Raw genomic sequence first — 24,842 nt, forward strand, 5'->3', positions numbered from 1 at the left:
CGAGGTCAGCGGCTGCTCCGTGCGTCAGCGGAGGTTCAGCTCAGGCTCAGCGGCCGTGGCGCGCCGTGCGGCGGCGGGCCGTGCCGAACATGGCCGCGGCACCGACGGCCAGGGCGGCGGCGCCGCCGATCGCGATGTACGGGGTGGTGCTGTCGCCGCCGGTCTCGGCGAGGTTCTCGTTCGTGGCCGCGACGGGCTTCTCGGCGCCGCCGTTCACCTCGGGCTCGTTCGCGGCGGCGTCGTCACCCGGCGCCGCGCCGTCACCCGCGGCCGGGGCCGCCTCGGAGGCTTCGGCGCCCGTCTTCGCGTCGCTGTCGCCGTGGCCGTGGTGCTCGACGGTGGACTTCTCCGCGCCCGCGGCGATGTCCTTTTCGGAGGGCGCGGAGGCGGCCGGGGCCGGAGCAGCCGCCGCGCCGCCGCTGTCCTTGCCGAAGACGACGTCGGAGCAGGTGTAGAAGGCCTCGGGGGAGTCCGAGCGCTGCCAGACCGAGTAGATCAGGTGACGGCCCGACTTGGCCGGGACCTTGCCGTCGAAGACGTAGTCGCCGTTCTCCATCTTCGGGTCGGCGACGTCGACGAAGGGCTTCTCCTCCAGGTCCGACCACTTCAGGGGCTTGGTCGGGTCGTACGAGTCCTTGGTGATGTACAGCTCGAAGGAGCCCTTGTGCGGGGCGGTGCCCTTGTAGCGGAAGGTGTGGTTGCCGCCGGACATCTTGCTGGACGGCCAGTCGGCGCGCGGCAGGTCGAGACCCTTGTACTTGTCGTTGCCCGCGCTGCACAGCTTGCCGTCGGGGATGATCTCCTTCGACTTGCCCGCGGCGTTGGCGATGTTCACGCCGTTCCAGTCGTAGAAGGCCTGCGCGCCACTGGCCGCGACAGCCGCCTTGCAGGCGGCGGAGGTCGGCGACTCCGGGCCTTCCTGGAAGCACGCGGAGACACGGCTCACCGGGTCGGTCATCGAACCGTGCGCGGCGGCGGGGGCGGCCGACAGGGCGGTCAGGGCGAGCGGGGCGATGCCCGCGGCGGCGATCGCGGCGACCTTGCTTCGACGTGCGGTCATGAGTGGTTCTCCTCAGCGGCGGTTCTGGGGGGTGGGGGACACGAGACGGTTGCGAACGGCCGGTGCCGCCCCCCGATTGCGTGCGGCGCCGACGGTTCGTAACCGGCCCGGCGACGAGAAAACTAGCCGCTGAAATCCCCGAATTCGCCTGCTGGAAGGGGGTGATGGTGATCTTTATGGTCGACTTAAGGGAGGGCTAACCGAGGGCTGAGGCTGAGCCCCCGTGAGGGCCGGTTCGCCCAGTACGTGCGCCAGGGGACGGTCCGGGGGAGCAGGCCGTACCATCCGCGCATGCGACCAGCCAGATACAGCGACGAGGATCTAGAGCAGCACTCCCTGCGGCGCCGGGTGTCCGACGACGGACAGCGGTCCGGGTTCGAGCACGACGTGGACCGCATCCTGTACTCGACGCAGTGGCGGGCCCTCGCGGGCAAGAGCCAGGTGGTGGCCAGCGCCGAGCTCGGCGCCTACCACACACGGCTCACGCACTCGATGAAGGTGGCCCAGCTCGGCCGGCGCATGGCCGAGCGCCTGGAGCGCAAGTACGGCGGGCCCAATCCCGCGCTCGTCGAAGCGGCCTGCATGGCGCACGACATCGGCCATCCGCCCTTCGGGCACGCCGGCGAGCTGGCGCTGCGCGACACGATGGACGAACTGCACTTCGCGGACGGTGTCCTGGACAGCTTCGAGGGCAACGCCCAGACCTTGAGGGTGCTGACCTTCCTCGCCGCCCACAAGTACCCGGGCCACCGCGGACTGCACCTGACCCGCGCCTGTCTTGACGCGTCCACCAAATACCCGTGGGAGCGGGCGCCGGTCGACCGGAATCCGGCGCGGCACGTGAAGTGGGGCGTGTACGTCGCCGACCGCGAGGCGTTCGCGTGGGTGCGGGCCGATCGCACCGACACCGCCGTACCGGTCGAGGAGCAGGTCATGGACTGGGCGGACGACGTCACCTACGCCTGCCACGACGTGGAGGACTTCTACCGCACGGGCCTGATCCCGCTGGCCGCGCTGTTCCCGCCGGACGGAGCCGCGGGCGGCGACACCGAGCGCGAGACCCGCCGCTTCCTCGACTACGTACAGGCCAAGCGGGAGCGGGCGGGCGAGGCGTTCGACCGCGCCGCGGCGCTGCTCCTGATGGCGGACATCGGCAAGCGCCTCGCGGTGCACGCCCCCTACAGCGGCAGCCACGAGGACGCGGTCGCGGTCAACCGGCGCACCGCCGACCTGATCTCGTACTTCACCCGCGGCATCGAGCTGGAGGTGGGCGGCCCCGCCGCGATCCGGTACGGGGCACGCCTGGTGATCCCGGCCGAGCGGCGGGCGGCCTGCGATCTGCTCAAGGAGCTGGTGTGGTGCTACGTCATCGACCGCCCCGCGCTCGCCACCCAGCAGCACGGCAAGCGGCGCGTGGTCGGCGAGCTGCTGCGCTGGAGCCATGACGCGCCCGAGCTGCTGCCTCCCGACCGCGCCGAGGAGCTGGCGCTGCACGGCGACCGGCTGCGGGCCGCCGCCGACCACGTCGCCTCGCTCACCGAGGACCAGGCCCTGGCCCTGCACCGCCGCCTGTCCGGCACGGGCCTCGGCTCGGTCAACGACAACGTGTGGCTGTGACGCCGAAAAAGCCCTGCGGTCCGCCCGCTACCGCACCCACCGATACCGCCGCTCCGGCCGCCCCGTCCCCCCGTACCGGAGCGTCACCTCGACCCGCCCCGTGTCCGCGAAGAACTCCAGGTAACGGCGCGCGCTGACCCGCGAGAGCGTGCCCTCCTGCGCGCACTCCGAGGCGGAGAGGCCGTCCGGGTGCCCCCGCAGCGTCTGCTCGACCAGGTCCGCGGTGTGTGCCGCCAGGCCCTTCGGGAGTTCGCGGGAGCCGGGCGGGCGGGGGCCGAAGAGCTGGTCCACGTCCTCCTGGCGTGCCTCGTCCAGGCCGGCCAGGCGGGCCCGCAACGCCGCCACGTGCAGCAACTGCTCGCGCAGCGCCGCCTGGTTGAACGGCTTGATCAGGTAGTGCACCGCTCCCGCCCGCAGCGCGGCCCGCACGATCTCCGCGTCCCGCGCCGCCGTGATGAACAGCGCGTCCAGCGGCTGCCGGTCCCGGTCGCGCTCCTCGACGGCCCGCAACTCCCGTAGCACCGCGATGCCGTCCATATCGGGCAGATAGATGTCGAGGAGTACGAGATCGGGGCGCAGCCGCTCCGCCGCCGCCAGCGCCTGAGCCCCACTGTGCGCCACTCCCACCACCGAGAACCCGTCCACCGCGGACACATAACGGCTGTGCAGTTTGGCGACCATGAAGTCGTCGTCCACGACCAGCACCCTTGTCATCGCCGCAGGCTATGGGCGCGACCACAACGACCACAACGTCCGTTGATTCCGGAAGAGAGACAGCTTCTTAACGCCCAGGCAACATGTGGGCCACCTCACAGGTATCCCCGTCCCCGCGGACGGCGGCCGGGCTCCCGCCCCCACGGGGAACCCGGCCGCCGTCCATTCCCCCGTGCGACTCCGTACCGACCGCGTACGACGCCGTACGACTACGTACCGACAGGTGGTGGCACACGTGCGTCTGCGCACACCCCTTGCCCTGCTCGGGGCCGCGCTGCTCGTGCTCGCCGGCCCGCCGCTGCTCTCCACGGGCAGCGGCGCCGAGACCGGCACACAGATCCCCGGCCTGCGCTTCATGGTCCCCAACACGCCGGGCGGCGGCTACGACATCACCGCCCGCACCGCGGCGAAGAACGCCGAGGACGCCGGACTCACCCACAACATCGAGGTGTTCAACCTGCCCGGCGCCGGCGGCACCGTCGGCCTCAGCCGCCTCGTCGGCGAGCACGGCAACGGCAAGCTCGCGATGTCCATGGGCCTGGGCGTGGTGGGCGCCGCACGCTCCAACGACTCGGCCAAGACCCTCGCCGACACCACCCCGATCGCCCGCCTCACCGAAGAGCCGGACGTCGTCGTGGTCGCCAAGGACTCGCCGTACAAGGACATCAAGCAGCTCGTCACCGCCTGGAAGAAGAACCCCGGCAAACTCCCCGTCGGCGGCGGCTCTTCCCCCGGCGGCCCCGACCACCTCGCCCCCATGCTCATGGCGCGCGCCGCCGGGATCGACCCGAAGAAGGTCAACTACGTTCCCTTCGACGGCGGCGGCGAACTCCTCGCCTCGATCCTCGGCAAGAAGGTCGCCTTCGGCGTCTCGGGCGTCGGCGAGTACCTCGACCAGATCAAGTCGGGCGAACTGCGCCTGCTTGCCACCACCGGACCCAAGCGGGCCAAGGGCCTGGACGGACCGACCCTCAAGGAGTCGGGCTACGACGTCGACTTCACCAACTGGCGCGGCATCGTGGCCCCGCCCGGCCTCTCCGAAGCCGAACGCAAGAAGCTCACCGGCCTGGTCAGGAAGCTCCACGACTCCCCTGAGTGGCGCAAGTCCCTCAAGACCAACGGCTGGGACGACGCCTTCCTCACCGGCGACAAGTTCGGCGACTTCCTGGCCGCCCAGGACAAGAGCGTGGTGTCCGTGCTGAAGGAGCTGGGACTGTGACGACGTCGACCCCCGAAACCGCGCCCGGCGAGCACCGGAACAGCCGCCGTGCCTGGCTGCGCGAACACTCCGAACTCGGCGTCTGCGTCATGCTGTTGGCCCTCGGCGCCCTCGTCCTCACCGACGCGCTCACCATGGACGTCGAGATCGCCCAGCGCGGCCCGATCGGCCCCAAGACGGTTCCCGTCGCCGTCGGCATCGGACTCCTGGCCGTCGCCGTGATCCTCGCCGTCGACGTCCTGCGCGGCGGCCGCGGCGAGGCCGAGGGCGGCGAGGACATCGACCTGTCCGAACCAGCCGACTGGCGCACCGTGCTGCTCCTGGCCGGGGTCTTCCTCGGCGCCGCCGTCCTCATCGAACCGCTCGGCTTCCCCATCGCGGGCGCCCTGCTCTTCTGGGGCGCCGCGTACGCGCTCGGCAGCCGCCACCTGGACCGCGATCCGCTCATCGCGGCAGGGCTCTCCCTCTTCACGTACGTCGTCTTCAACAACCTGCTCGGGGTGCCGCTCCCCGGCGGACCGCTGATGGGAGTGCTGTGACATGAACGCCTTCAACTCCCTGATGGACGGCTTCGGCACGGCCCTCACCCCCATGAACCTGCTCTGGGCCGCCGTCGGCGTGCTCCTGGGCACCGCGATCGGCGTCCTGCCCGGCATCGGCCCCGCGATGGCGGTGGCACTCCTGCTGCCCGTGACGTACGGCCTGGAGCCGACCGGCGCGTTCATCATGTTCGCCGGCATCTACTACGGAGCGATGTTCGGCGGCTCGACGACCTCCATCCTGCTCAACACACCGGGCGAGAGCGCCGCGGTGGTGGCGGCGATGGAAGGCAACCCGATGGCCAAGGCGGGGCGCGGCGCACAAGCGCTCGCGGCCGCCGCCATCGGGCACTTCGCGGGCGGCATCATCGGCACGATCCTCCTGGTGGCGCTCGCGCCGACGGTCGCCGACCTCGCGGTCGACATCGGGGCGCCCGACTACTTCGCCATCATGGTGCTCGCGTTCATCGCCGTGACCTCCGTCCTCGGCTCCTCGCGCGTACGGGGACTGGCCTCGCTCCTCATCGGCCTCACCCTCGGCCTGGTCGGCCTGGACCAGATGACCGGCCAGCAGCGCCTGACCTTCGGCTCGCTCCAACTCGCCGACGGCATCGACGTGGTGATCGTCGCGGTGGGCCTCTTCGCGATCGGCGAGGCCCTGTGGGTCGCCGCCCACCTGCGGCGCACCAGCGGCGAGGCGATCCCGGTCGGCCGCCCCTGGCTGGGCAGGGCGGACGTGAAGCGCACCTGGAAGTCCTGGCTGCGCGGCCCGCTCATCGGCTTCCCGTTCGGCGCGATCCCCGCGGGCGGCGCCGAGATCCCCACCTTCCTCTCGTACGTCACCGAGAAGCGCCTGTCCCAGCACAAGGACGAGTGGGGCAAGGGCGCGATCGAGGGAGTGGCGGGCCCCGAGTCGGCGGCATCGGCATCGGCGGCCGGAACCCTCGTCTCCATGCTGACGCTCGGCCTGCCCACGACGGCGGTGGCGGCCGTGATGCTCGCCGCCTTCCAGCAGTACGGCATCCAGCCCGGCCCGCTCCTCTTCGAGCGCGAACCGGACCTGGTGTGGGGCCTGATCGCGTCCCTCTTCGTCGGCATGGTCCTGCTCCTGGCCCTGAACCTGCCGCTGGCCCCGGTCTGGGCGAAGCTCCTTCGCATCCCCAGGCCCTACCTCTACGCGGGCATCCTCTTCTTCGCTGCGGTGGGCGCGTACGCGGTGGGCGGCGAGGCGCTCGACCTGGTGATCCTGCTGATCATCGGCCTGATCGGCTTCGGCATGCGGCGCTACGGACTGCCCATCCTGCCCGCCGTCATCGGCGTCATCCTCGGCCCGAACGCCGAGCAGCAGCTGCGCCGTGCCCTCCAGATCAGCGACGGCAGCGTCAGCGGCCTGGTCGACACGCCCTTCTCGATCACGGTGTACGTGATCATCGCGCTGATCGTGCTCTGGCCGCTCCTGAAGAAACTGCTGGTGCGGGGCGGGAGGACTGACGTAGACGTAAAGGCATGACACCCGACATCCGCCTCGCCGGCGCCGCCGACGTCCCCGCCGTGCAGGCGGTGACGTACGCGGCCTACCACCCCTACATCGAGCGCATCGGTGTCGTGCCCGTCCCCATGGAGGCGGACCACGCGGCGGAGGTGGCGGCGGGGCGGGTGTACGTCACCGGGGACCCGGTGGTGGGCGTCCTGGTCCTCGTCCCGTACGAGGACCACCTCTTCCTGGACAGCATCGCGGTCCACCCCGAGGCGGCGGGCCAAGGAGTGGGCCGCCGCCTGCTCACGTTCGTGGACGACCGGGCGCGGTCGCTCGGACTGCCCGAGGTCAGGCTCTACACGAACGCGATGATGTGGGAGAACCAGAAGATCTACCCTCGGTACGGCTACGAGATGGTGGAGCGCAGAGTGGACGGTCCGTACGACCGCTACCACTACAGGAAGCGCCTCTAGCGGTGCGCGCCCCGCGGGCGCCGGGGCTCACCCGTCCGGCCACCAGGTCCGCTGGACGTCCTTGCGGACCTCGGGGCGCTCGCGGGGCCGCTCCTCGGCCTCGAACTTCTCCCGGATCTGCCGATTGGTGGGCTTCCCGACGGTCTTGTGCACGGTCACACGGCGCATGGCTGCCTCCCTGTACTACCGATGTCCAAGGTGGGACGTCTGTAGACCTCTGCCGGGAGGGTTTCTCGTCGGAGAGGGATTGTCAGTGGCGGGTGTCACCATCGCCGGATGCGGATCGACTGGGACGCCGAGGCGGCCACCTTTGACGAAGAGCCGGACCACGGGCTGCGGGACCCGGCGGTGCGGGAGGCGTGGGCGGAGCGCCTGCGGGACTGGCTTCCGGCCACCGGCGACGTGCTTGACCTGGGCTGCGGCACCGGAAGCCTGTCTCTGCTCGCGGCCGAGGCAGGACACCGCGTCACGGCGGTGGACCTGTCCCCGGGCATGGTGGAGCGGGCCCGCGAGAAGCTGGCGGGGCACGCCGCGGAAGTGCTGGTCGGCGACGCGGGCGAGCCGCCCGTTCAGGGGCGCCGCTTCGACGCGATTCTGGTCCGGCACGTGCTGTGGACGCTGCCGGACCCGGAGGCGGCGCTGCGGCACTGGTGCGGGCTGCTGCGGCCCGGCGGCCGCCTGGTTCTCGTCGAGGGCGTCTGGGGCACGACGAACCCCTCCGGCATCCCCGCGTCCCGCCTGGTCGACGCGCTCACTCCCCTGGCCACGCACCTCCACTCCGAACGCCTGTCGGGCGACGAGCGGCTGTGGGGGAGAAGGGTGGAGGACGAGCGCTACGCGGTGGTGGCGGTCATCCCCGCCCCCAGCCGCCACAAGGAGGTGGTGGACGTCCACCTGATCCTCCGCCGCGGCGACGAGGTCCTGCTGGCCCGCCGCGCCAACACCGGTTACGGCGACGGCCTGTTCAACGTCCCCTCCGGCCACGTCGAGCCCGGCGAGGACGTCCGCACGGCGGTGATCCGTGAGGCGAAGGAGGAGATCGGCCTCGACCTGGCCCCCGAGGACGTGAGCGCCGAACTGGTCCTCCAGCACCGCGGCCCGGGCGAGGCTGCCCGCATCGGCTGGTTCTTCGAGGCGACGTACGGCACGGGCGGCGAACCCTTCAACGCGGAGCCCGAGAAGTGCGACGGACTGAGCTGGCACAGAGCGGACGCACTGCCGGACGACATGGTCGCGTACTGCAGGGCGGCACTTGAGGCGTGGCGGACGGGGCAGAGGTTCGCCCTGCACTGGCAGGAGGAGGGGGACGCGGTGCGGTACGAGAGGGGCGGGCCCGAGCGGGCGGTCGCCCTCGCACCCGCGCGGGGCGCGCACCATGTCGAGCTCTGGGTAACGGACTTCGCCGCCGCGGAGGCCTCGTGGGGCTGGCTGCTGGGGGAGTTGGGGCATGTCCGTGAGCAGCGGTGGGAGAGAGGCGGCAGCTGGCGGCGGGGTGCGACGTACGTGGTGCTGGAGCAGTCGCCGGACATGCGGGGCGAGGCGCATGACCGGCGGCTGCCCGGCCTCAATCACCTGGCGTTCCACGTGACGGGCGCGGCGGAGCTTGACCGTCTCGTGGCACGGGCCCCGGAGCACGGGTGGTCCTTGCTCTTCCCGGAGCGGCATCCGTTCGCGGGAGGGGAGGAGCACCGTGCCGCTTACCTGGAGGACGGGGCGGGGTTCGAGGTGGAGCTGGTGGTCGGAGGCTGACGCGAGTCCGCTTAGGGGAGGGGCGGAGCCGGCGAGAGGGAGCCGCCCCCGCGCGCCAGGCCCTCCAAGACGTCGAGGGCGGCCAGGGCAGCCGAGGCGGCGGCGGGATCGCGCTCGGCGAGGCCGCTCTCGGCGAACTCGTCCTCGTCCAGGCGCAGGACCGTCCCGCCGTCCGCCGAGCACCACAGGTCCAGGTCCAGGTCCTCCACCGTGAGCGTGGCGCCGTCCCGTACCGCGGGCCGGGTCACGTCGCAGTACCAGCCCTTCAGGACGCCGGTGGACGTGCGGACCTCCTTCACGGCGTACCAGCGGTCACGCCAGTAGTGCTCCGTGAAGACGTCGCCCGGCTCGAAGCGTACGAAGCCGAAGTCCCGCACCCCGTCCGCCGCCCAGGGTGCGCGGACCGTCACCACGGTGCCGTCGTCCGCGACCACCTCCGCCGGATAGCGGATCTTCGTGCGGCCCGCCTTCGTCAGGACGACCTCCACCTTGTCGGCCGTCGACGTATCAGCCGAGGTCTCGGACATGGCGTACCTCCGTTGCGCAGATCTCGTAGCCGAACCATTTGTTGATCGCCAGCATCGGGCCGTTCCCGGCGTCGTTGCCGGTGAACGCCTCGGTGCAGCCAGCGGCCCGCGCCCGGTGCAGGGAGTCGTTCTTGGCGAGCTTGGCGAGCCCGCGTCCGCGGAACGCGCGTGCCGTGCCGGTCATGCCGCTCGCGTAGCGCGACGCGTCGTCCGTGCGGGCCAGGGTGAAGGCCGCGGGACGGCCGTCCACCATCGCCACCGAGGTCAGTTCGCGGTTCACCAAGGGGTGGTGCCAGGTCTCGGCGAGCCAGTGCTCGTAGTCCGTGAACTGAGCTGCCACATCGCCCGGTTCGTCCGCGACCGTCTCCGCGTCCAGCTCGAAGAGGGCCCGCGGGTCGTCCCCGAACTCCGCCCCCGTACGCAACTCCACGCCCGCGGGCGGCTCTTGGCGGGGCGGCAGCGCGCCGCCCGCCAGGTCGAGGCGGAGGAAGTGGGCCGAACGGCTCGCGCGGTAGCCGCGCCCGGCGGCGAAGGCGCGGTTCGCGGGCTCGTCGAGGACCCAGGAGAAGACCGTGGTGGCGTCCTGGTCCGCGAGGTACTCCTGCGCCGTCCGCAGGATCAGCGAACCGGCGCCGAGCCCGCGCCGCTCCGGGAGTACGTAGACGTTGGCGAAGCCCTGGCCGGGTTCGGGGCTGTCGTGGGCGACGCCCACCTGCGCCGTGCCGATGATCTCCCCGTCGGCCTCGGCGACCAACTGGCGGTAGTGGGAGCGGGGATGGGCGTGCGCCAGGTCGAACTGGATCGAATCGGCCGTGGCGAGCATGGCGGGTACGCAGGCGCGACGGACGGCGGCGAAGGCCTCGGCATCGGGTCTGCTGCCGGGGCGCAGGGCGCGGACTAGGACGGTCATGGTGCCGCACGCTACGCGCGGGGCGCGCCGGGATGCCTCCTATTTTCCGGGGGTGCGGGACAATCACCGCGTGACCTTGAAGATCGAGATCGACGGTGGCGGTGCGGGTGGTGTGCCGTCCTACGAGCAGGTGCGGGCCCAGATCGCCGAGCAGGCGCGCGGCGGAGTGCTGCCGGTGGGGTACAAGTTGCCGACCGTGCGGGGGCTCGCCCAGGAGCTGGGGCTGGCCGCCAACACGGTGGCCAAGGCGTATCGGGCCCTTGAGGGGGACGGGGTGATCGAGACGCGGGGGCGGCACGGGACGTTCGTGGCGGCGGCCGGTGACGCGGCGGCGCGGGAGGCTTCGGCCGCGGCCCAGGCTTTCGCCGAGCGGGCTCAGCGGCTCGGGCTCTCCGAGGCCGCGGCGCTGGCCGCCGCGCGGGACGCGGTGCGCGCGGCCTACGGGGACTCGGGGTGAGACCGCACCGGGGCGGTGCGTGAGGCCTTGCTCGGTCAGTACCCGGCAGCTTCGCGTGGTGTCCACCGCTTCCGCCCCGCGGAACGCCTGCCCACGACAGGGAGCGGCACCTGTCAGAGATACAGCCCCGCGTCCGCTCCCTCGCGAGGGTCCGGGACCGACGTGGGGGAGGTCCCGCGCCGCAACGCGTACAGCTCCGCCAGTGTCGCGCCCTCGCGCGCGACCCCCTCGTCCGTGCCGAGCCAGTCGATCGACTCGGCGCGGGTCAGGTTCCCGACCTCGATGCGGGCCAGGCACCGCCCGGGCCGGACCACCGCCGGGTGGAGCCGCTCCAGGTCCTCGTTCGTCGTCACGCCGACCAGGACGTTGCGGCCCTGACCGAGCAGCCCGTCCGTCAGGTTCAGCAGCCGCGACAGCGCCTGCCCCGCGGTGTGCTTGGCCTCCCCGCGGATCAGCTCGTCGCAGTCCTCCAGGAGCAGCAGCCGCCAGCGGCCCTTCGCCGAGCCGTCGTCCTCGCCGATCGCGATGTCCATCAAGTAGCCGACGTCGCTGAACAGCCGCTCCGGGTCCAGGACGCAGTCCACCTGGCACCAGTCGCGCCAGGACCGCGCCAGCGTCCGCAGCGCCGACGTCTTGCCCGTGCCCGGCGGTCCGTGCAGCAGCAGGAGACGGCCCGAGATGTCCTCGGGGCCCGTCTTCATCAGGGAGTCCATGGCCTCGGCGACCGGCGCGGTGTAGTTCTCCCGCACCTCCTCCCACGTACCGGCGGCGATCTGCCGCGTCGTGCGGTGCGGGCCGCGCCTGGGGGACACGTACCAGAACCCCATGGTCACGTTGTCCGGCTGCGGTTCGGGCTCGTCCTGCGCGCCGTCCGTCGCCTGCTTCAGGACCTTCTCCGCGAGGTCGGCGCTCGTCGCCGTCACCGTGACGTCCGCGCCGCGGTTCCAGCGGGAGATCAGGAGCGTCCAGCCGTCACCCTCGGCCAGCGTCGCGCTGCGGTCGTCGTCGCGGGCCGCGCGCAGCACCGTCGCACCCGGCGGGAGCAGCGTGCAGCCGGACTTGACGCGGTCGATGTTGGAGCTGTGCGAGAAGGGCTGCTCGCCCGTGGCGAAGCGCCCGAGGAAGAGGGCGTCCACGACATCGGACGGAGAGTCGCTGTCGTCGACGTTGAGCCGGATCGGCAGGGTGTCCTGAGGGTTCGCAGACATGCCGCCATGATCCGGCACGCAAGTGCCCTCGTGCATCCTGGTTTACGCACTCCGCCGTACTCCGTTCAGGTGCCCGCAGGTTTGCGCGAGCAGCGCCAATGCTGCCGGGAAGCCGCAATCCCGTGGTCCGGAACCTGTCCTACCGCCAACTACCGCCGTTACTATTGCCCCTGATGGCACGTCATGGGTGGAATTCGGGGGTACGGCGGTGGCGGCTCACCGCGCTGCTCGGCATTGGTCTGGCCGCACTGGCCCTGGTCCTGACCGTCATCACCACGCTCCCCGAGGACGACACGGGCACCCAGGGCACCACGCGCGACGGGGACAAGGTGCACGGCACCCCCGCCGTCCCGCCGGGCGACGCGAAGCCGGAAGTGGGCTGGGGCTTCACCCACACCCAGTACAGCGCGGACGAGGGCACCGACGCCGCCACGCGGCGTGCCGAGACGCTGCTCGCGGACAAGCCGCGCCCGCTGCCGCAGATCCAGCACATCATGGGCTGGGGAGCGAGCAACCCCGAGCCGGTCAAGGGGCGTTACGACTTCGCGGAGATGGACCAGCGGATGGACTTCATCCGCGCCACCGACGGCACGCCGGTCGTCACCCTGTGCTGCTCCCCGGACTGGATGAAGGGCGGCGAGCCCGGCGCGGACAACACCGACTGGAGCCAGCAGGCCCTGGAGACCGCCCCGGAGCGCGCCCACTACAAGGACTTCGCCAAGCTCGCCGCGACCGTCGCCAAGCGCTATCCGGACGTACGCCACTTCATCGTCTGGAACGAGTTCAAGGGCTTCTGGAACGACGAGAAGGCCCGCTGGGACTACGAGGGCTACACCGACCTCTACAACCTGGTCTACAAGGAGCTCAAGAAGGTCAACAAGGACATCATGGTCGGCGGCCCCTACCTCGTGATGGACAGCGTCGACCCGCGCCAGAGCGAGGGGGCCTCGAAGGAGGTCGAGGGCGACTGGGGCCGCCTGGACCAGCGGGTCCTCGACGCCTTCGACTACTGGAACAAGAACAAGACGGGCGCGGACTTCGTCGTGGTGGACGGCTCCAGCTACACCGTGGACGACGAGATGCTCCCCGACGAGTTCAAGGCCACCGACAAGCTCACCGCGGTCGGCAAGTGGGTGCGGGAGCGCACCGGCGACCTGCCGCTGTGGTGGGCCGAGTACTACGTGGAACCGGGTGACAGCAAGGACAACCGCGACGACTGGTCCGAGCCGCACCGCGTCGCCGTCCAGGCCAGCGGCCTGATGGCGATGGCCCGCGGCGGCGCGAGCAGCGGCTTCTACTGGAACCCGCAGAAGAGGGGCGAGACCTGCGCGGGCTGCCTGTGGCGCTCGACCGAACTGGACGACGGCGGCACGGAGTTGCCGATGCTGGAGATGCTCTCCCGGTTCAGCGAGGCCTTCCCGCCCGGCACGGAGTACGAGAAGGTCTCCGTCGCCGCCGACGACGTACCGAACGTCCGCGTCCTGGCCGACAAGAACACGGTGCTCGTCGTGAACACCCTGGACCGCTCGATCGACGCGAAGGTCGACGGGAAGCGGTTCGCGATGAAGGGGTACGAGGTGAAGTGGCTGAAGCGGTGATCCGCCTCAGCCACCCGCACCCCGCCCCAGGGCACGCCCGGCCATCGGCCCCGAGGAACGTCAGGCCATCGTCAGGAACCGCTGGATCAGCGAGGCGAACAGCACCGCGAGCAGCGGCAGCGAGAACCAGAAGCTGCTCTGCAGCCAGCGCAGCTGCCGCACGCTGGGCTCCACCGCCACCCGCACGACCTCACGGGTGGTGAGCAGCAGGACCACGGCGATCGCCGCGAGCGCGCCGATCACCGACCAGGGCGTCCACGTCACCTGCGGGCCGATCGGGCCCGGATCGGCCTTCTCGACCGCGCCGTTCGGCTGCTTGCGCAGGGTGTAGAGGGTCGCGTCGTCGTTCGTGAGGACCTTCTTCAGCTCCTGGCGGTTGTCGAGGTTCGTGATCAGCCGGGAGTCCCAGGTCTTGGAGTAGCCCACGTCCATCTGGAGATAGATCGTCTGGCTCTTGTTGATCATCAGATACGAGTTGGGGCCCGCGTCCTTGAGCGCCTTCACCAGGCTGGAGACCAGGACCGGGTCGGCCGGGGCGAGCGTCGGGACGTACTGGACCTTCTCCATGTCGCGCGTGCCCCACGGCATCGCGGGCGTCACGTTGTTGACGGTGTCGTCGCTCATCCAGAGCAGCCGCACCGTCGGGTCGTCGTGCTCGTACACGTACTCCATCGCGGCGACCTCGCCGGCCCGGGTCTGCTCGAAGGCCTCGTTGCCCCAGCGGGCCACCAGGAAGCCGCCCATCAGGACGAGACCCGCCATCAGGGCGGCAAGCGGCGCCAGGCTCACCTTGTCGCGGTCGCGCTCCTTGGCGGTGATGCCCGCGCGCGGGAAGAGCGCGAGCCCCGCCAGGAGCGCGGCGCCGGGCAGCGCGAACATGAAGACGCGCAGGGCCATCTCGCCGCCGTACGACTGCATGCCGAAGCCCAGGAACGGCACGAAGGTCAGGACGAGCAGCGAGCGCTCCGTGTACTTGTGGTCGCGCCGCCGCCACCAGCCCCAGCAGGCCAGCGCCATGACGCCGCCGGCCAGCGCCACGCGGGCGTACAGGACGAGTTGGTGGGTCGAACTGCCGCCCTCGATCCGTCCCGACACCGACGACGACACATTGCCGCCGACTCCGCCGATCCCGCCGAACAGCTCGTCGAAGTGCCCCGACCAGTACGGCTCCGCCAGGAAGCCCACCCAGACGGCGACGAGGACCGCGAAGAGGATCGGCAGGCCGCGCAGCTCCGAGCGGCCCACCAGGACGAGCACGGCAAGGACCCCGAGCATCACGAACGGCGTGAGCTGGTGCGCCGGGACCGTCGCCGCGAACAGGGCGATCAGGACCCCGAGCAGCACGGCGCGCTGGCGCCGGTCGACGGGTTCGACCTCCAGCTCGCCCGGGCGCCGCTTGGCCCACAGCACGTGCGGCGCGCGGAACCACACCAGGAGCACCGCGACGAACACCAGATAGAGCAGGTACGTGAAGCCCTGCGGGGAGAAGTAGTCCTGGCCGACCCAGCCGCTGAGCGCGAAGATCCACAGGCCGGCCCACTTGGCGCGCCAGGCCGCCCGCATGGAGCGCACGAGCAGCAGCATCGGCGCCAGGTAGAGCAGTTGCATGGCCAGCGGCCACCAGCGGATCACCTCGGTCATGTCCGAGAGGCCGCACGCCTTGGCCACGAACGTGGCCGCGGCGAAGAACCCGGGCCAGCTCCAGCGCGCGTCCAGGTCGGGCACCGCCGAGCCGGTCCTGTCGATGTACTCCATGAAGCCCAGGTGCTGCCAGGCCGTCGCGAACCGCGGCTCGTCCTCCAGGACGGCGGGCAGCGCGTGCAGACACACCACCGTGGCGATCAGGGTCACCAGGAGCAGGGCCTTGTGCGGCCGCTCCATCCAGAGCAGCGAGGCGAAGACGACGACGAGCAGCGCGGCCCCGACCAGGGTCGGCGCGGGCAGGATGGAGATGAGCCCGAGCCCGCCCATCGTGTCCAGATCGGCCTCGGTGATGCCCAGGGCGGGCAGCCAGTAGAGGGCGATCGCGAAGGCCAGGAGCAGCGCCATGAACAGGGCGCGGCGGCGGGGGAGCGCTGGTTCCGCTGCGACGGCGGGCGGCGAAGTCGGGGCCTCGGGCACGCGTGCCTCGGTGCCCGGCTCCTCGGCGGGCGCCGTGACGGCCGAGGACACCGAGGGCGGCATCGGCGAGGACGCCGCCGGTTCGCGGGGCTTGGGCGGAGTTCTCAGCGCCCAGGTCGGCCGGTGCTCCACGTCGTCCCCCTCGTCCCCCGTGCCCGCGGGTTTCCCGGCAGCGGGCTTCGCCGGAGCCGGCTTGTCCGCGGCGGACTGCCCAGGAGCGGACTTCCCGGCAGCGGCCCGCCCGGGAGCGGACCTGCCGAACGCCGGTGTCCCGCCCGTCGGCGTACCCGGCCCCGGACGCACGTCGGGCCTGCGCTCCGGATGCTCGAAGTCGGTCTGCACGGCCAGCTGCAGCGTGTCCGAGTCCAGTGTCTCGCGCAGCGCCCACGCGGGCCCGCGCCGTTCCTTCTTCTGTCCCGGCTCCTCGGGGGCGGACGGGGGCGGCGTCGCGGGCGTCCCCAGGTCGGCGAGATCGCCGTCCGGCGCCGCGTCGGCCGACTCGGAGGAGGGAGCTCCCCGCGCCACCCGGTACAGCTTCGGCGCCGCGATGGCCACGATCACCGCGAGGCTGGAGATCTCCGCGACGCCCGCCCCCGTCAGCCCCATCCGCGGCAGCAGAAGCAGCGTCAGGCCGAGCACGAGGAAGCACAACAGGCCCTGCATCCAGGCGATCCCGGACGTACGGCTCTGCGCGCGCATCACCGCGAAGTACGTCTCCATGACGACCCGCAGCGCCGCGCCCACCGCGAACCAGCGCAGCAGCGGCGTCGCCGCGTCCGCGTACCCCTGGCCGAAGACGCGCAGGATGAAGGGCGCGCAGAGGAAGAGCAGTGCGCACACCGGCAGCATGATGCGCGCCATGCGGCGCAGCGCGGCCCGGGTGTTCGCGGCAAGGCGCGCCGGGTCGTGCGCGCCCTCGACGGTCAGCGACGCGCCCATGTTGATGGCGAGCAGATTGACCGTGCCGCCGATCGTGGTGGTGATGTAGAAGTACGCGTTGTCGACCGAGCTGACCTGCGAGGCGACGATCACCGGTACGAGATAGACCACGGCGAGCGAGAAGAGCGAGCCGGTGTAGTCGCCGGCCAGGAAGCGGCCCATCTCGCGCAGCGTCGGCGGCTGTGTCTTGTCCTGGGTCGCCTTCACGTGCCGTGGCACGAGCCGCCGGAAGACCAGATAGCCGAGCGGGACGACCGACATGGCGATCGCGGCGACCCACGAGACGAACACGCCCGCCGTGGGGATCGCGGCGGCGATCGCGATGAGCAGCCCCAGCTTGACGACCGAGAAGACGGTGTTGCCGACCGGCACCCACAGCGCGCTGCGCAGCCCCGTGAGCACCCCGTCCTGCAGGGTGAGCAGCGACCAGGCCACGACCGCGGCGATGAAGCCGAGGCCGTTGAGCCACCCGTGCAGGAACTGGTAGGAGGGTCCCCACAGATCGAGCGTGGCCAGGAAGATCAGCCCGGCGAACGCGACGACCAGCGAACTGGTCGCGTACGTACGGAAGATGAGCTTGCCTGTGGCGCGCCCCGCGACGGGGATGAAGCGGGCCAGCGCCCCCATCAGGGTGAGGGCGGTGAGCCCCGCCAGGAACTTCATGGCGGCGATCGCCGCCGAACCCTGGCCGACCGCCGACTCCGAGTAGTACCGGGCGGCGGCCAGCCAGAACCCGAGGCCGAGCACGCCGGAGATGCCGGTGTTCAGCATCAGGGCATAGGCGTTGCGGAACAGGGGGCTCCCGCCGCCCGAACCGCTGGAGCCGCCGAGGCCGCCCCTGCCGGGCAGGCGCATTCTGCGCTGCCTGCCCGACTTGCCGGACGGCGGCTGCTGTTCGGTGCGGGGAGACCCAGAGACGTCTGCCTGGGCGGTCGACGTGTCAGACACGGGTACGAGTTGCCTTCCGGCGGGCCTGTCGGGCTCTGCGGACCACGGCGTACCCCTTGGTGTGGGCACGGTCCCTTGCGAAGTTGCGGGCGATCGCACGGCCCTCGACGAGCCGCTCGAACTCCGCGATGCCGGTGGAGCGGCGCACGGTCACCCGCTGCAGGGCGTACGGCCCCTGGGAGCGCCGCGCGAGGCCGTTGCCGACCGCGAGCGACTGGGCGAATCCGGCGCCGCGCACCGCGTTGCGCACCCGGCGGCTGGAATAGCCGTACGGATAGGCGAAGGAAGCCGGTCGGGTGCCGACCTCGTCGGTGACGATCTCCTTGCAGCGCAGCAGCTCGAACCAGAGGTCGTCGTCGTCCAGCTGGTCGAGCTGCGGGTGCGTGTGGCTGTGCCCGCCGATCTCCGTGCCCGCCGCGGCCAGTTCGCGCACCTGGTCCCAGTCGAGCATCAGGTCGAGGCCGCCCCCGGTGTCATGGGCGCCGCGAATCCAGCCCGTGGAGACGAAGAGCGTCGACGCGAAGCCGTGCTTGGCGAGCACGGGCAGCGCGTGCCGGTGCACGCCTTCGTATCCGTCGTCGAAGGTGATCAGGACGGGCCTGGCCGGCAGGGCGCGGCCGGGCGTACGCCAGATGGCGGCGAGCCCGGACGTGCTCAGCGGCGTGAACCCCCGCTCGCCGAGCAGCTCCAGCTGCTCGGCGAACGCCTCTGGAGACACGGACAACGCCCGTGTCTCCAGGGTCGGTTCATGCGCGATCGAGTGATACATGAGTATCGGCACAGGAGCGTTCATGACGGCCCCCCTCGGCCGATCGGTGCCGTGCTCATGCCGCAGCCCCCTCACCGTCCGCATCCTTCTCGATCTCCACGACCGAGAAAGTGGCGCCTCCCCTGCGTGCGCGGACACTGCCGAGGACGTACCCCCCCGCCGCGGTGACCACGCCCGCCACGATGGCGCCCGCACGGCCCGCACCGCCCGGCCGTGCAAGGAGCGCGTCCCGCAGTCCGCGCGCCACACCGGCGGGCAGCACGCGCGTGGCGTACCGCCGCTCGGACTCAAGTCCCTTCTGCGCGCCGACACTTCGGGCCACGAGCGCCTTGGACAGGCCTTCCGCGTACGTCCGCGTGCGGAAGTAGTCGAAGCGCTCCCGGGCCGCGGGCACACGGTGGTGGATCACCGCGCGGTCGTCGATGAGCAGGACCGCGTCCGGCCTGGCCCGGGTGAGGCGGATGCACAGCTCCGTCTCCTCGCAGCCCAGCGGACGCTTGTCGCCGTCGCGCCCGATACCGGTCGCGAAGCCGCCCGCTGCCTCGAACGCGGTGCGGCGGAAGGAGGCGTTGCCGCCCAGGACGTTGCGCACCCGCACCCGTCCCTCGGGCAGCCCCTTGTACGTACAGCCCACGACCCAGTCGAACTCCTCGGGGAACCAGGCGGGCCTGCGCCTGGACTCCCAGACGGGCAGGGTGCGCCCGCCCACCGCGAAGACCTTCGGATCGGCGTACCCCTCGGCGAAGTGGCGCAGCCAGTCGCGCTCCGCGACGGCGTCGTCGTCCAGGAACGCGATGACCTCGCCGCTGGAGGCGGCGATGCCGGTGTTGCGGCCCGCGGAGAGGCCGCGGGGGCCCGTGTTGGCGAGCACCCGCACCCCCTCGGTCTCCTTGTACTCCTTGGTGAGCCGGTCCAGGAGCGAGGCGTTGTGATCCACCACGAGAAGCGTCTCCAGCGCCGCCAGGGACTGCGCCCGCACCGAGGCGACCGCCGCGAGGATGTCTTCCCAGCGGTCCTCGGTGTAGACGCAGATGACGACGGAGATGCCCGCGACCGTGCTCCCCCCGTGGTGTCCGGAACCGCTCAAGACACCTCTCCCTGGCGTGTGCGGAAGGGAACACCACGGGTGCGGCGTCGGCCGCGGCGGTTGGAGCGCTCCGTGAGAATCACCTTCAGGACCCGCAGACCGTCGCGTACGGCGCTGAGATTGCTGACGCCGTGGATGCGCAGATACTCGTGGCTGGGGATCTCCTGCACCTTGAGCCCGGCCTTGACCACCCGGATGTTCATCAGGGTCTCGACCTCGAAGCCCGTGCAGTCGAGGTCGATCTTGTCCAGGCAGTGCCGCCAGAAGGCGTTGTAGCCGTAGCACAGGTCGGTGTAGCGGGCGCCGAACTTGGCGTTCACGACGGAGCACAGGACGTGGTTGCCGAGCTTGCGGATCGGCGTCATGTCGTCCGTGGCACCGCCGTTGGCGAACCGCGAGCCCTTGGCGAAGTCCGCGCCCGAGACGAGGGCGGAGACATAGCTGACGATCTCGTGCCCGTCGGCCGAGCCGTCCGCGTCGACCATCACGATGATGTCGCCGGTGCACGCCTCGAATCCGGTGATCAGGGCGTCGCCCTTGCCCTTGCCGAGCTGGCGGACGACCTTGACGTCCGGCCAGAGCTCCCGTGCGACGGCCACCGTGTCGTCGGTGGAGTTTCCGTCCACCAGGACGACCTCGTGGATCCAGTCGGGCAGGGTCTTGAAGACGTAGGGAAGATTCTCCGCTTCGTTCATCGCGGGGATCACGACGCTCACCGGCGGTGTGATCGCCAGGTGCGTGGAAATGGGCCGGTAGTTGCCGGACAGCGTCGGCTTGTTTAACGGGTCTTCGTCCGACTCGGTCGCCGGGCGCACAAAAGAACTCATGAGTCTGATCCCTCTCGTCCGGTGGACCGCCCACCCCCGGGCGGTCCGGATATGTATCCGGTTCGAAAGGGGGGTTCTCACTTGAGCATGACGAAATCGATCTCCGTGCACGCCAAATGAGCTGGCATTGCGCGGGACGTGACTCGGCACGAATTCAGTCGCCGAGCACGGCACCCCCCTACCGCGCCCCGCGCCGGAACCACCGCGATCTTGAGCCCTCCCCTAGATCGCATTGCGTGATGGACCGATGCGGGTGGATGTACGACGGTATTGATGATTGCGACCGTATGGCAAGACCTGGAACGAGGCCTCACCCTTTTGATGATTTGGCCTGTCTTGGTGGGCGCATATGGAGCGCCCCGTTCCTTTCTGATCCCTCTTATTCCTTCTTTCTTGATCGAATTTGACCCATGCGTTTCAGCAGCTTGTCGGCCGGTTCGAAGAGCTCCGGCCGGGACAGCACCGTGTTGCGCAGCGCCCTGACCGGAGCGCGCCGCACCCGGTGACCGATCGCTGCCGGATGGCGCAGAGCCACCCATCCCTCGGACACGGTGAGTTCACGTGTCTTGAGGGAGTCCTTGTACTGCTTCTGGCCGCGTCCCAGATCCATGTACGCGATGCCGTCGGCGGCGGCCGCCTCGGCCATGCGCAGATGCATGATCAGGCCCGGCGAGTACTTGGCGAACGCCGGGTCGTAGGCCGGGAACCACTGGGCGAAGACCCGCTCGGAGCACAGCCCGAAGTGCGCGGCGACCGGCACGTCCTCGACGTACAGCACGGAGAGCCTGCCGGAGAACTGATCGGACCTGGTGTGGAAGAGCTGGCGCACGAGCTGGCTGATCCAGGCCTGCGCGAAGCGGTCGCTGCGGCCGGTCCTGCGGTACTGGGCGGACTTCCACTCCATCAGGGTGCGCAGGGCCGCCGGGTCGCGCTCGTCGTGCACGTAGCGAACGGCGCCGTGGTCACGGGTGAGCCTGCGCTCCTTGGCGTGGGTCGAGCGGACGAACTTCGGGGATCTCGCCTTGAGCTGGCCGAGGTACGCCTCGTACCCCTGGTCGATGTCCATGACGGGGGAGGCGAAGGAGCCGGAGGCGTGCGCCTCGAACGGCCCCTGGCCGCCGGCCAGATGGTCGAACTCGTACATCGCGAGCCCGCAGGCCCGCAACAGCTCTCGCGCGTCCCAGGTGAAGCCGGGCCGGTGCACCAGGCCCTGGCAGTCGGAGACGCCGAGGCCGACGGCCCGGCCGATGCCGGTGACGGATCTCTGGAACGGGAGGAACGCCGCGGGCTCACCCGCCTCGCGCACGACCGCGATCCGCACCCCGCGTCGCCAGTGGCCCACCGCGAGGGTGAACTCCGGGGAGAGGAACGGATTGCCCAGCTCCGGCGCGCCGTTGAGATGGGCCTTGGACTGCAGTGCTGTCCAGGCCACCCGGTCCGCAGCGGTGAGTTCTCCGGGGCGGTGCACGGTGATGTCCACGTCAGGAGGTCCGCCTCGTCGGGGTACGGCCGCGCAGTCGCCGTACCAGTACCAGCAGATAGATGAGCGAGCCGATCACGGTGATGGCGACGACTCCGCCGCGGACCGACCACATGTGCAGGGCCAGCAGTGCCTGGGCCACCAACAGATTGACGGCGACGGCCCCGGAAACGGAAGTCACGATCCGGCCCCATGGATCAAGTCCCCTGAGGGCGGCGCCTATCGCCGCGCCGGGCGCGGCCAGGAGGAAGAACAGCGTGAGGGGGCCGCGCAGGGGCGATGCGATGTCCGTGAGCGCCAGCATCGCGCCGACCGCGCCCATCGCGACAGCCATGCCCGCGAGCAGCGGCAACGCGTCCTCGTGCCGGCTCGGCGGGTCTTGTGGGCCTTGCCCGGTGTCTGATGAAGGTGCCTTGATCCTGATGGTCTGCATTGGCGACTTTGCCCCCCGACGCGCCGGATGCCGGGCTTCAATGTCGCGCAGTCGACGGCGGCGCGTCAAGATGCGGAGGGAGTGTGGAGATGTTCCCCCGCGGGCCCTTGAACCGGAAGGGAACTCGCTGCGCGGGCAAGGGAATTGCAGGCGAACTCATTGACATGCACACTACCGGCGCCCCGAGGGGAGTGGTACCACAGTCGTGGCAGAAATCCTGCTAAGGGAGGTTCCATGAGATTGTCCCGAATCACGGCATACGCTTCCTCACTCCTCCTCGCCACCGCCTTCGCCCTCACCGGGGCCGCAGCGGCTCAAGCGGACCAGCGATCCGACCAACAGGACGCGGCCACCGGCTATGTGGCGCTCGGCGACTCCTACTCCTCCGGTGTCGGCGCCGGCGCGTACGACAGCGGAAGCGGCGACTGCAAGCGCACCCCGCGCGCCTACCCCGCGCTCTGGGCGGCCGCGAACTCACCCTCCAGCTTCAACTTCACGGCTTGCTCGGGCGCTCGTACGGGTGATGTCGTGGCCAACCAGCTCGGCCCGCTCGGCTCCGGAACGGGTCTGGTCAGCCTCTCCGTGGGCGGCAACGACGCCGGCTTCGCCGACGTCATGACGACCTGCGTCCTGCAGTCCGAGAGCAACTGTCTCGCGCGGATCGCGCAGGCACGCAGCTACGTCGAGACGACGCTCCCCGGCAACCTCGACAAGGTCTACACGGCGATCAGCGCGAAGGCACCGGCCGCCCAGGTCGTCGTGCTCGGCTACCCCCGCTTCTACAAGCTCGGCGGCGGCTGCCTCGCAGGGCTCTCCGAGAAGGAGCGCAGCGCCATCAACGGCGCGGCCGACCTCCTCAACTCCACCACCGCCAAGCGCGCCGCCGACCACGGCTTCACCTTCGGCGACGTGACCTCCACCTTCACCGGCCACGAGATCTGCTCGGGCTCCCCGTGGCTGCACAGCGTGAACTGGACCAACATCGGCGAGTCCTACCACCCCAAGGCCGCGGGCCAGTCCGGCGGCTACCTCCCCGTGTTCAGCGCGGCGGCTTCCTGACCCCACTCAGTTCGGCGCATAGGAGGAGACCCCGCCCGTCGGGGTCTCCTCTTCGCATGTCACCGAGTACGCGACGGAGTTCGACGAGGCCTCGACCGGGCCGCGCACCTCCACGCTGATCTCGTTCTGATGCGTCGAGCCCGGCTCTCCCTCGACCGTCTCCGTGTGATGCGCCTGCTTGGTCCTGGCGCCGCCGGAGGCGAAGCTGAGCGTCTTCCAGCCGGGATCGCTCGGCTCACCGGACTTGGTCACCCAGCGGTAGTCGACGGTGACCGGAACCCGCCCCACGGTGAACGTCGCGGTGAACGAAGGGGCCTGCCCTGCGCCTGGCGGACAGGCGCCGCTGTACTGCGTGTTCGCCCCGACGACCGAGACCTTGACGGACTGTGCCGGGTGGGTCGTCGTGCCCCCGCCGTTGCCGCCGCCGTCGGTGGAGCCGCCGTCCGTGCCGCCCCCGCCGGTGGAGCCGCCGTCACTGCCGCCGCCGGTGCTCGACCCTCCGCCGTCGCTCCCGCCCGACGTACTGCTGCCGCCGCTCGTGCCGCCGTCGGAGCCGCCGCCGTCGCTCCCGCCGCTGTCGCTTCCTCCGCCGCCCCCGGAGGAGCCGCTGCTGCTGCCGCCCCCGCCTCCTCCGTCGTCGCGGTTGACCAGGGCGTACGTGAGCCCGGCCAGCGCCAGCGCCAGGGCGACCAGGCCCGCGGCGAAGACTAGGACGGTGCGGCGCGAACGCGTCGGGGCCACGGTGGTGGTCGTGGCGACGACCGGCTCCTCCTGGTCCGGTGGCGGCGGCAGCGGCGAGGGCGCTTGCTGTTGCTGCTGTGACGTGACGGTCGGCAGGTACGGAAGGGGCGTCGCCGCCCGTGGAGTGCCGCCCGCGGCGACGAGCCGCAGCTGGTTCTCGGCCTCGGCGGCGGAGATCCGGGCGGCGGGGTCCTTGCGCAGCAGCCCTTCGATGACCGGGACCAGCGGCCCCGCGTTCAGCGGCGGCGGCAACTCCTCGTCGACGACCGCACGCAACGTACTGAGCGGGGTGTCCTGCCGGAACGGCGAACTGCCCTCGACGGCCGCGTAGAGCAGCACGCCGAGCGACCACAGATCGGACTCCGGACCGGGCCGACGCCCCAACGCCCGCTCGGGGGCAAGGAATTCGGGCGAGCCGACGACCTCACCCGTCATGGTCAGGGCGGAACTCCCCTCCACCATGGCGATCCCGAAGTCGGTCAGCACGACCCGCCCGTCGTTCGCGATGAGTACGTTGCCGGGCTTGACGTCACGGTGCAGGACCCCGGCCTCGTGCGCGGCCCGCAGGGCGGCGAGCACCTCGGCGCCGATGTGGGCGGCGCGCTGCGGCGGCATCGGACCCTCCGCGTCCAGGACGTCGGAGAGCGCGAGCCCGCGCACGATCTCCATGACGATCCACGGGCGCCCGTCCTCGCTCGCCACGTCATAGACCGTCACCACATTGCGGTGCGGGATGCGGGCGGCGGCCCATGCCTCGCGCTCCAGACGGGCGTACAGCCGGTCGACGTCGCCGGCCGGGAGCCCGGCGGGGGCGCGCACTTCCTTGACCGCGACCTCGCGGCCCAGGACTTCGTCGCGGGCCCGCCAGACCGTGCCCATGCCGCCTTCGC

Annotated in this window: 22 protein-coding genes; 9 read left to right on the forward strand and 13 right to left on the reverse strand. The window is 71.1% G+C overall.

What is annotated here, in order from left to right:
- Positions 1–46: 46 nt before the first annotated feature.
- Positions 47–1,060: a lytic polysaccharide monooxygenase auxiliary activity family 9 protein gene (locus ACZ6ZP_RS29115; protein WP_469408945.1), complete on the reverse strand. Its 1,014-nt coding sequence runs from the start codon at positions 1,058–1,060 to the stop codon at positions 47–49.
- 291 nt (positions 1,061–1,351) lie between these two features.
- Between ACZ6ZP_RS29115 and dgt the strand changes: the two genes are divergently transcribed.
- Positions 1,352–2,677 carry a dGTP triphosphohydrolase gene (gene dgt, locus ACZ6ZP_RS29120; RefSeq protein ID WP_351171357.1) on the forward strand — a complete coding sequence of 442 codons (1,326 nt, stop codon included), beginning with the start codon at positions 1,352–1,354 and terminating at the stop codon, positions 2,675–2,677.
- Positions 2,678–2,704: 27 nt separating this feature from the next.
- On the opposite strand, the gene ACZ6ZP_RS29125 is transcribed toward dgt, so the two are convergent.
- On the reverse strand, positions 2,705–3,391 hold the full coding sequence (locus ACZ6ZP_RS29125; protein ID WP_351171360.1) for a response regulator: 687 nt from the start codon (positions 3,389–3,391) through the stop codon (positions 2,705–2,707).
- 235 nt (positions 3,392–3,626) lie between these two features.
- Here ACZ6ZP_RS29125 and ACZ6ZP_RS29130 point away from each other — a divergent pair, with 235 nt between their 5' ends.
- Genes ACZ6ZP_RS29130 through ACZ6ZP_RS29145 form a run of 4 tightly spaced genes read left to right on the forward strand, consistent with a single transcriptional unit; the run spans position 3,627 to position 7,099 of the window.
- Positions 3,627–4,610: a Bug family tripartite tricarboxylate transporter substrate binding protein gene (locus ACZ6ZP_RS29130; RefSeq protein ID WP_351171438.1), complete on the forward strand. Its 984-nt coding sequence runs from the start codon at positions 3,627–3,629 to the stop codon at positions 4,608–4,610.
- The gene (locus tag ACZ6ZP_RS29135) at positions 4,607–5,149 is read left to right on the forward strand and encodes a tripartite tricarboxylate transporter TctB family protein (protein ID WP_351171363.1); all 543 of its coding nucleotides are present in this window, start codon (positions 4,607–4,609) and stop codon (positions 5,147–5,149) included. The genes ACZ6ZP_RS29130 and ACZ6ZP_RS29135 overlap by 4 nt, the downstream gene beginning before the upstream one ends.
- A gap of 1 nt (position 5,150) precedes the next feature.
- Positions 5,151–6,659, forward strand: coding sequence for a tripartite tricarboxylate transporter permease (locus ACZ6ZP_RS29140; RefSeq protein WP_361469940.1), 1,509 nt, complete (start codon positions 5,151–5,153; stop codon positions 6,657–6,659).
- Positions 6,656–7,099, forward strand: coding sequence for a GNAT family N-acetyltransferase (locus ACZ6ZP_RS29145; RefSeq protein ID WP_351171369.1), 444 nt, complete (start codon positions 6,656–6,658; stop codon positions 7,097–7,099). The genes ACZ6ZP_RS29140 and ACZ6ZP_RS29145 overlap by 4 nt, the downstream gene beginning before the upstream one ends.
- A 27-nt stretch (positions 7,100–7,126) precedes the next feature.
- On the opposite strand, the gene ACZ6ZP_RS29150 is transcribed toward ACZ6ZP_RS29145, so the two are convergent.
- Positions 7,127–7,267, reverse strand: a complete 141-nt coding sequence (locus tag ACZ6ZP_RS29150) for a hypothetical protein (protein WP_351171372.1) — start codon at positions 7,265–7,267, stop codon at positions 7,127–7,129.
- 108 nt (positions 7,268–7,375) lie between these two features.
- Here ACZ6ZP_RS29150 and ACZ6ZP_RS29155 point away from each other — a divergent pair, with 108 nt between their 5' ends.
- Complete coding sequence (locus ACZ6ZP_RS29155) at positions 7,376–8,848, forward strand: methyltransferase domain-containing protein (protein WP_469408948.1); 1,473 nt, start codon at positions 7,376–7,378, stop codon at positions 8,846–8,848.
- An 11-nt stretch (positions 8,849–8,859) separates the two neighbouring features.
- On the opposite strand, the gene ACZ6ZP_RS29160 is transcribed toward ACZ6ZP_RS29155, so the two are convergent.
- Both ACZ6ZP_RS29160 and ACZ6ZP_RS29165 read right to left on the reverse strand, forming a co-directional pair.
- On the reverse strand, positions 8,860–9,375 hold the full coding sequence (locus tag ACZ6ZP_RS29160; RefSeq protein ID WP_468614823.1) for a ribonuclease FAU-1 family protein: 516 nt from the start codon (positions 9,373–9,375) through the stop codon (positions 8,860–8,862).
- Positions 9,356–10,285: a GNAT family N-acetyltransferase gene (locus ACZ6ZP_RS29165; protein ID WP_351171381.1), complete on the reverse strand. Its 930-nt coding sequence runs from the start codon at positions 10,283–10,285 to the stop codon at positions 9,356–9,358. Before ACZ6ZP_RS29165 ends, ACZ6ZP_RS29160 begins: the two co-directional genes overlap by 20 nt.
- A 70-nt stretch (positions 10,286–10,355) precedes the next feature.
- Between ACZ6ZP_RS29165 and ACZ6ZP_RS29170 the strand changes: the two genes are divergently transcribed.
- Complete coding sequence (locus ACZ6ZP_RS29170) at positions 10,356–10,742, forward strand: GntR family transcriptional regulator (RefSeq protein ID WP_351171384.1); 387 nt, start codon at positions 10,356–10,358, stop codon at positions 10,740–10,742.
- A 113-nt stretch (positions 10,743–10,855) separates the two neighbouring features.
- On the opposite strand, the gene ACZ6ZP_RS29175 is transcribed toward ACZ6ZP_RS29170, so the two are convergent.
- Positions 10,856–11,950 carry a DUF5925 domain-containing protein gene (locus ACZ6ZP_RS29175; RefSeq protein WP_351171387.1) on the reverse strand — a complete coding sequence of 365 codons (1,095 nt, stop codon included), beginning with the start codon at positions 11,948–11,950 and terminating at the stop codon, positions 10,856–10,858.
- 173 nt (positions 11,951–12,123) lie between these two features.
- Here ACZ6ZP_RS29175 and ACZ6ZP_RS29180 point away from each other — a divergent pair, with 173 nt between their 5' ends.
- Positions 12,124–13,548: a GH39 family glycosyl hydrolase gene (locus tag ACZ6ZP_RS29180; protein ID WP_351171390.1), complete on the forward strand. Its 1,425-nt coding sequence runs from the start codon at positions 12,124–12,126 to the stop codon at positions 13,546–13,548.
- Between the two features lie 60 nt (positions 13,549–13,608).
- Here ACZ6ZP_RS29180 and ACZ6ZP_RS29185 read toward each other — a convergent pair whose 3' ends face one another.
- From ACZ6ZP_RS29185 to ACZ6ZP_RS29210, 6 genes are all read right to left on the reverse strand, one after another.
- Positions 13,609–17,556 (reverse strand): lipopolysaccharide biosynthesis protein, encoded by a 3,948-nt coding sequence (locus ACZ6ZP_RS29185; RefSeq protein ID WP_469408953.1) that lies wholly within the window; start codon positions 17,554–17,556, stop codon positions 13,609–13,611.
- On the reverse strand, positions 17,549–18,349 hold the full coding sequence (locus tag ACZ6ZP_RS29190; RefSeq protein WP_469408954.1) for a polysaccharide deacetylase family protein: 801 nt from the start codon (positions 18,347–18,349) through the stop codon (positions 17,549–17,551). The genes ACZ6ZP_RS29185 and ACZ6ZP_RS29190 overlap by 8 nt, the downstream gene beginning before the upstream one ends.
- 31 nt (positions 18,350–18,380) lie before the next feature.
- Complete coding sequence (locus ACZ6ZP_RS29195; protein WP_469408956.1) at positions 18,381–19,412, reverse strand: glycosyltransferase family 2 protein; 1,032 nt, start codon at positions 19,410–19,412, stop codon at positions 18,381–18,383.
- Complete coding sequence (locus ACZ6ZP_RS29200) at positions 19,409–20,239, reverse strand: glycosyltransferase family 2 protein (protein ID WP_351171399.1); 831 nt, start codon at positions 20,237–20,239, stop codon at positions 19,409–19,411. The genes ACZ6ZP_RS29195 and ACZ6ZP_RS29200 overlap by 4 nt, the downstream gene beginning before the upstream one ends.
- Before the next feature lie 379 nt (positions 20,240–20,618).
- Complete coding sequence (locus tag ACZ6ZP_RS29205; RefSeq protein WP_469408960.1) at positions 20,619–21,719, reverse strand: GNAT family N-acetyltransferase; 1,101 nt, start codon at positions 21,717–21,719, stop codon at positions 20,619–20,621.
- Position 21,720: 1 nt separating this feature from the next.
- Positions 21,721–22,053, reverse strand: coding sequence for a hypothetical protein (locus ACZ6ZP_RS29210; protein ID WP_351171405.1), 333 nt, complete (start codon positions 22,051–22,053; stop codon positions 21,721–21,723).
- A 333-nt stretch (positions 22,054–22,386) separates the two neighbouring features.
- On the opposite strand from ACZ6ZP_RS29210, the gene ACZ6ZP_RS29215 reads away from it, so the two are divergent.
- Positions 22,387–23,211, forward strand: coding sequence for an SGNH/GDSL hydrolase family protein (locus ACZ6ZP_RS29215; RefSeq protein ID WP_469408962.1), 825 nt, complete (start codon positions 22,387–22,389; stop codon positions 23,209–23,211).
- Positions 23,212–23,217: 6 nt separating this feature from the next.
- Here ACZ6ZP_RS29215 and ACZ6ZP_RS29220 read toward each other — a convergent pair whose 3' ends face one another.
- Positions 23,218–24,831 (reverse strand): serine/threonine-protein kinase, encoded by a 1,614-nt coding sequence (locus tag ACZ6ZP_RS29220; RefSeq protein ID WP_469409095.1) that lies wholly within the window; start codon positions 24,829–24,831, stop codon positions 23,218–23,220.
- Positions 24,832–24,842: the final 11 nt, after the last annotated feature.

Source organism: Streptomyces sp. NPDC054047 (assembly GCF_055585065.1).

Excerpts from the sequence above, each read along its gene's own strand:
- ACZ6ZP_RS29115 (WP_469408945.1), bottom strand. The coding sequence starts at position 1,060 with ATGACCGCACGTCGAAGCAAGGTCGCCGCGATCGCCGCCGCGGGCATC.
- dgt (WP_351171357.1), top strand. The coding sequence starts at position 1,352 with ATGCGACCAGCCAGATACAGCGACGAGGATCTAGAGCAGCACTCCCTG.
- ACZ6ZP_RS29125 (WP_351171360.1), bottom strand. The coding sequence starts at position 3,391 with ATGACAAGGGTGCTGGTCGTGGACGACGACTTCATGGTCGCCAAACTG.
- ACZ6ZP_RS29140 (WP_361469940.1), top strand. The coding sequence starts at position 5,151 with ATGAACGCCTTCAACTCCCTGATGGACGGCTTCGGCACGGCCCTCACC.
- ACZ6ZP_RS29145 (WP_351171369.1), top strand. The coding sequence starts at position 6,656 with ATGACACCCGACATCCGCCTCGCCGGCGCCGCCGACGTCCCCGCCGTG.
- ACZ6ZP_RS29150 (WP_351171372.1), bottom strand. The coding sequence starts at position 7,267 with ATGCGCCGTGTGACCGTGCACAAGACCGTCGGGAAGCCCACCAATCGG.
- ACZ6ZP_RS29155 (WP_469408948.1), top strand. The coding sequence starts at position 7,376 with ATGCGGATCGACTGGGACGCCGAGGCGGCCACCTTTGACGAAGAGCCG.
- ACZ6ZP_RS29160 (WP_468614823.1), bottom strand. The coding sequence starts at position 9,375 with ATGTCCGAGACCTCGGCTGATACGTCGACGGCCGACAAGGTGGAGGTC.
- ACZ6ZP_RS29165 (WP_351171381.1), bottom strand. The coding sequence starts at position 10,285 with ATGACCGTCCTAGTCCGCGCCCTGCGCCCCGGCAGCAGACCCGATGCC.
- ACZ6ZP_RS29175 (WP_351171387.1), bottom strand. The coding sequence starts at position 11,950 with ATGTCTGCGAACCCTCAGGACACCCTGCCGATCCGGCTCAACGTCGAC.
- ACZ6ZP_RS29180 (WP_351171390.1), top strand. The coding sequence starts at position 12,124 with ATGGCACGTCATGGGTGGAATTCGGGGGTACGGCGGTGGCGGCTCACC.
- ACZ6ZP_RS29190 (WP_469408954.1), bottom strand. The coding sequence starts at position 18,349 with ATGAACGCTCCTGTGCCGATACTCATGTATCACTCGATCGCGCATGAA.
- ACZ6ZP_RS29200 (WP_351171399.1), bottom strand. The coding sequence starts at position 20,239 with ATGAGTTCTTTTGTGCGCCCGGCGACCGAGTCGGACGAAGACCCGTTA.
- ACZ6ZP_RS29210 (WP_351171405.1), bottom strand. The coding sequence starts at position 22,053 with ATGGCTGTCGCGATGGGCGCGGTCGGCGCGATGCTGGCGCTCACGGAC.
- ACZ6ZP_RS29215 (WP_469408962.1), top strand. The coding sequence starts at position 22,387 with ATGAGATTGTCCCGAATCACGGCATACGCTTCCTCACTCCTCCTCGCC.
- ACZ6ZP_RS29220 (WP_469409095.1), bottom strand. The coding sequence starts at position 24,831 with ATGGGCACGGTCTGGCGGGCCCGCGACGAAGTCCTGGGCCGCGAGGTC.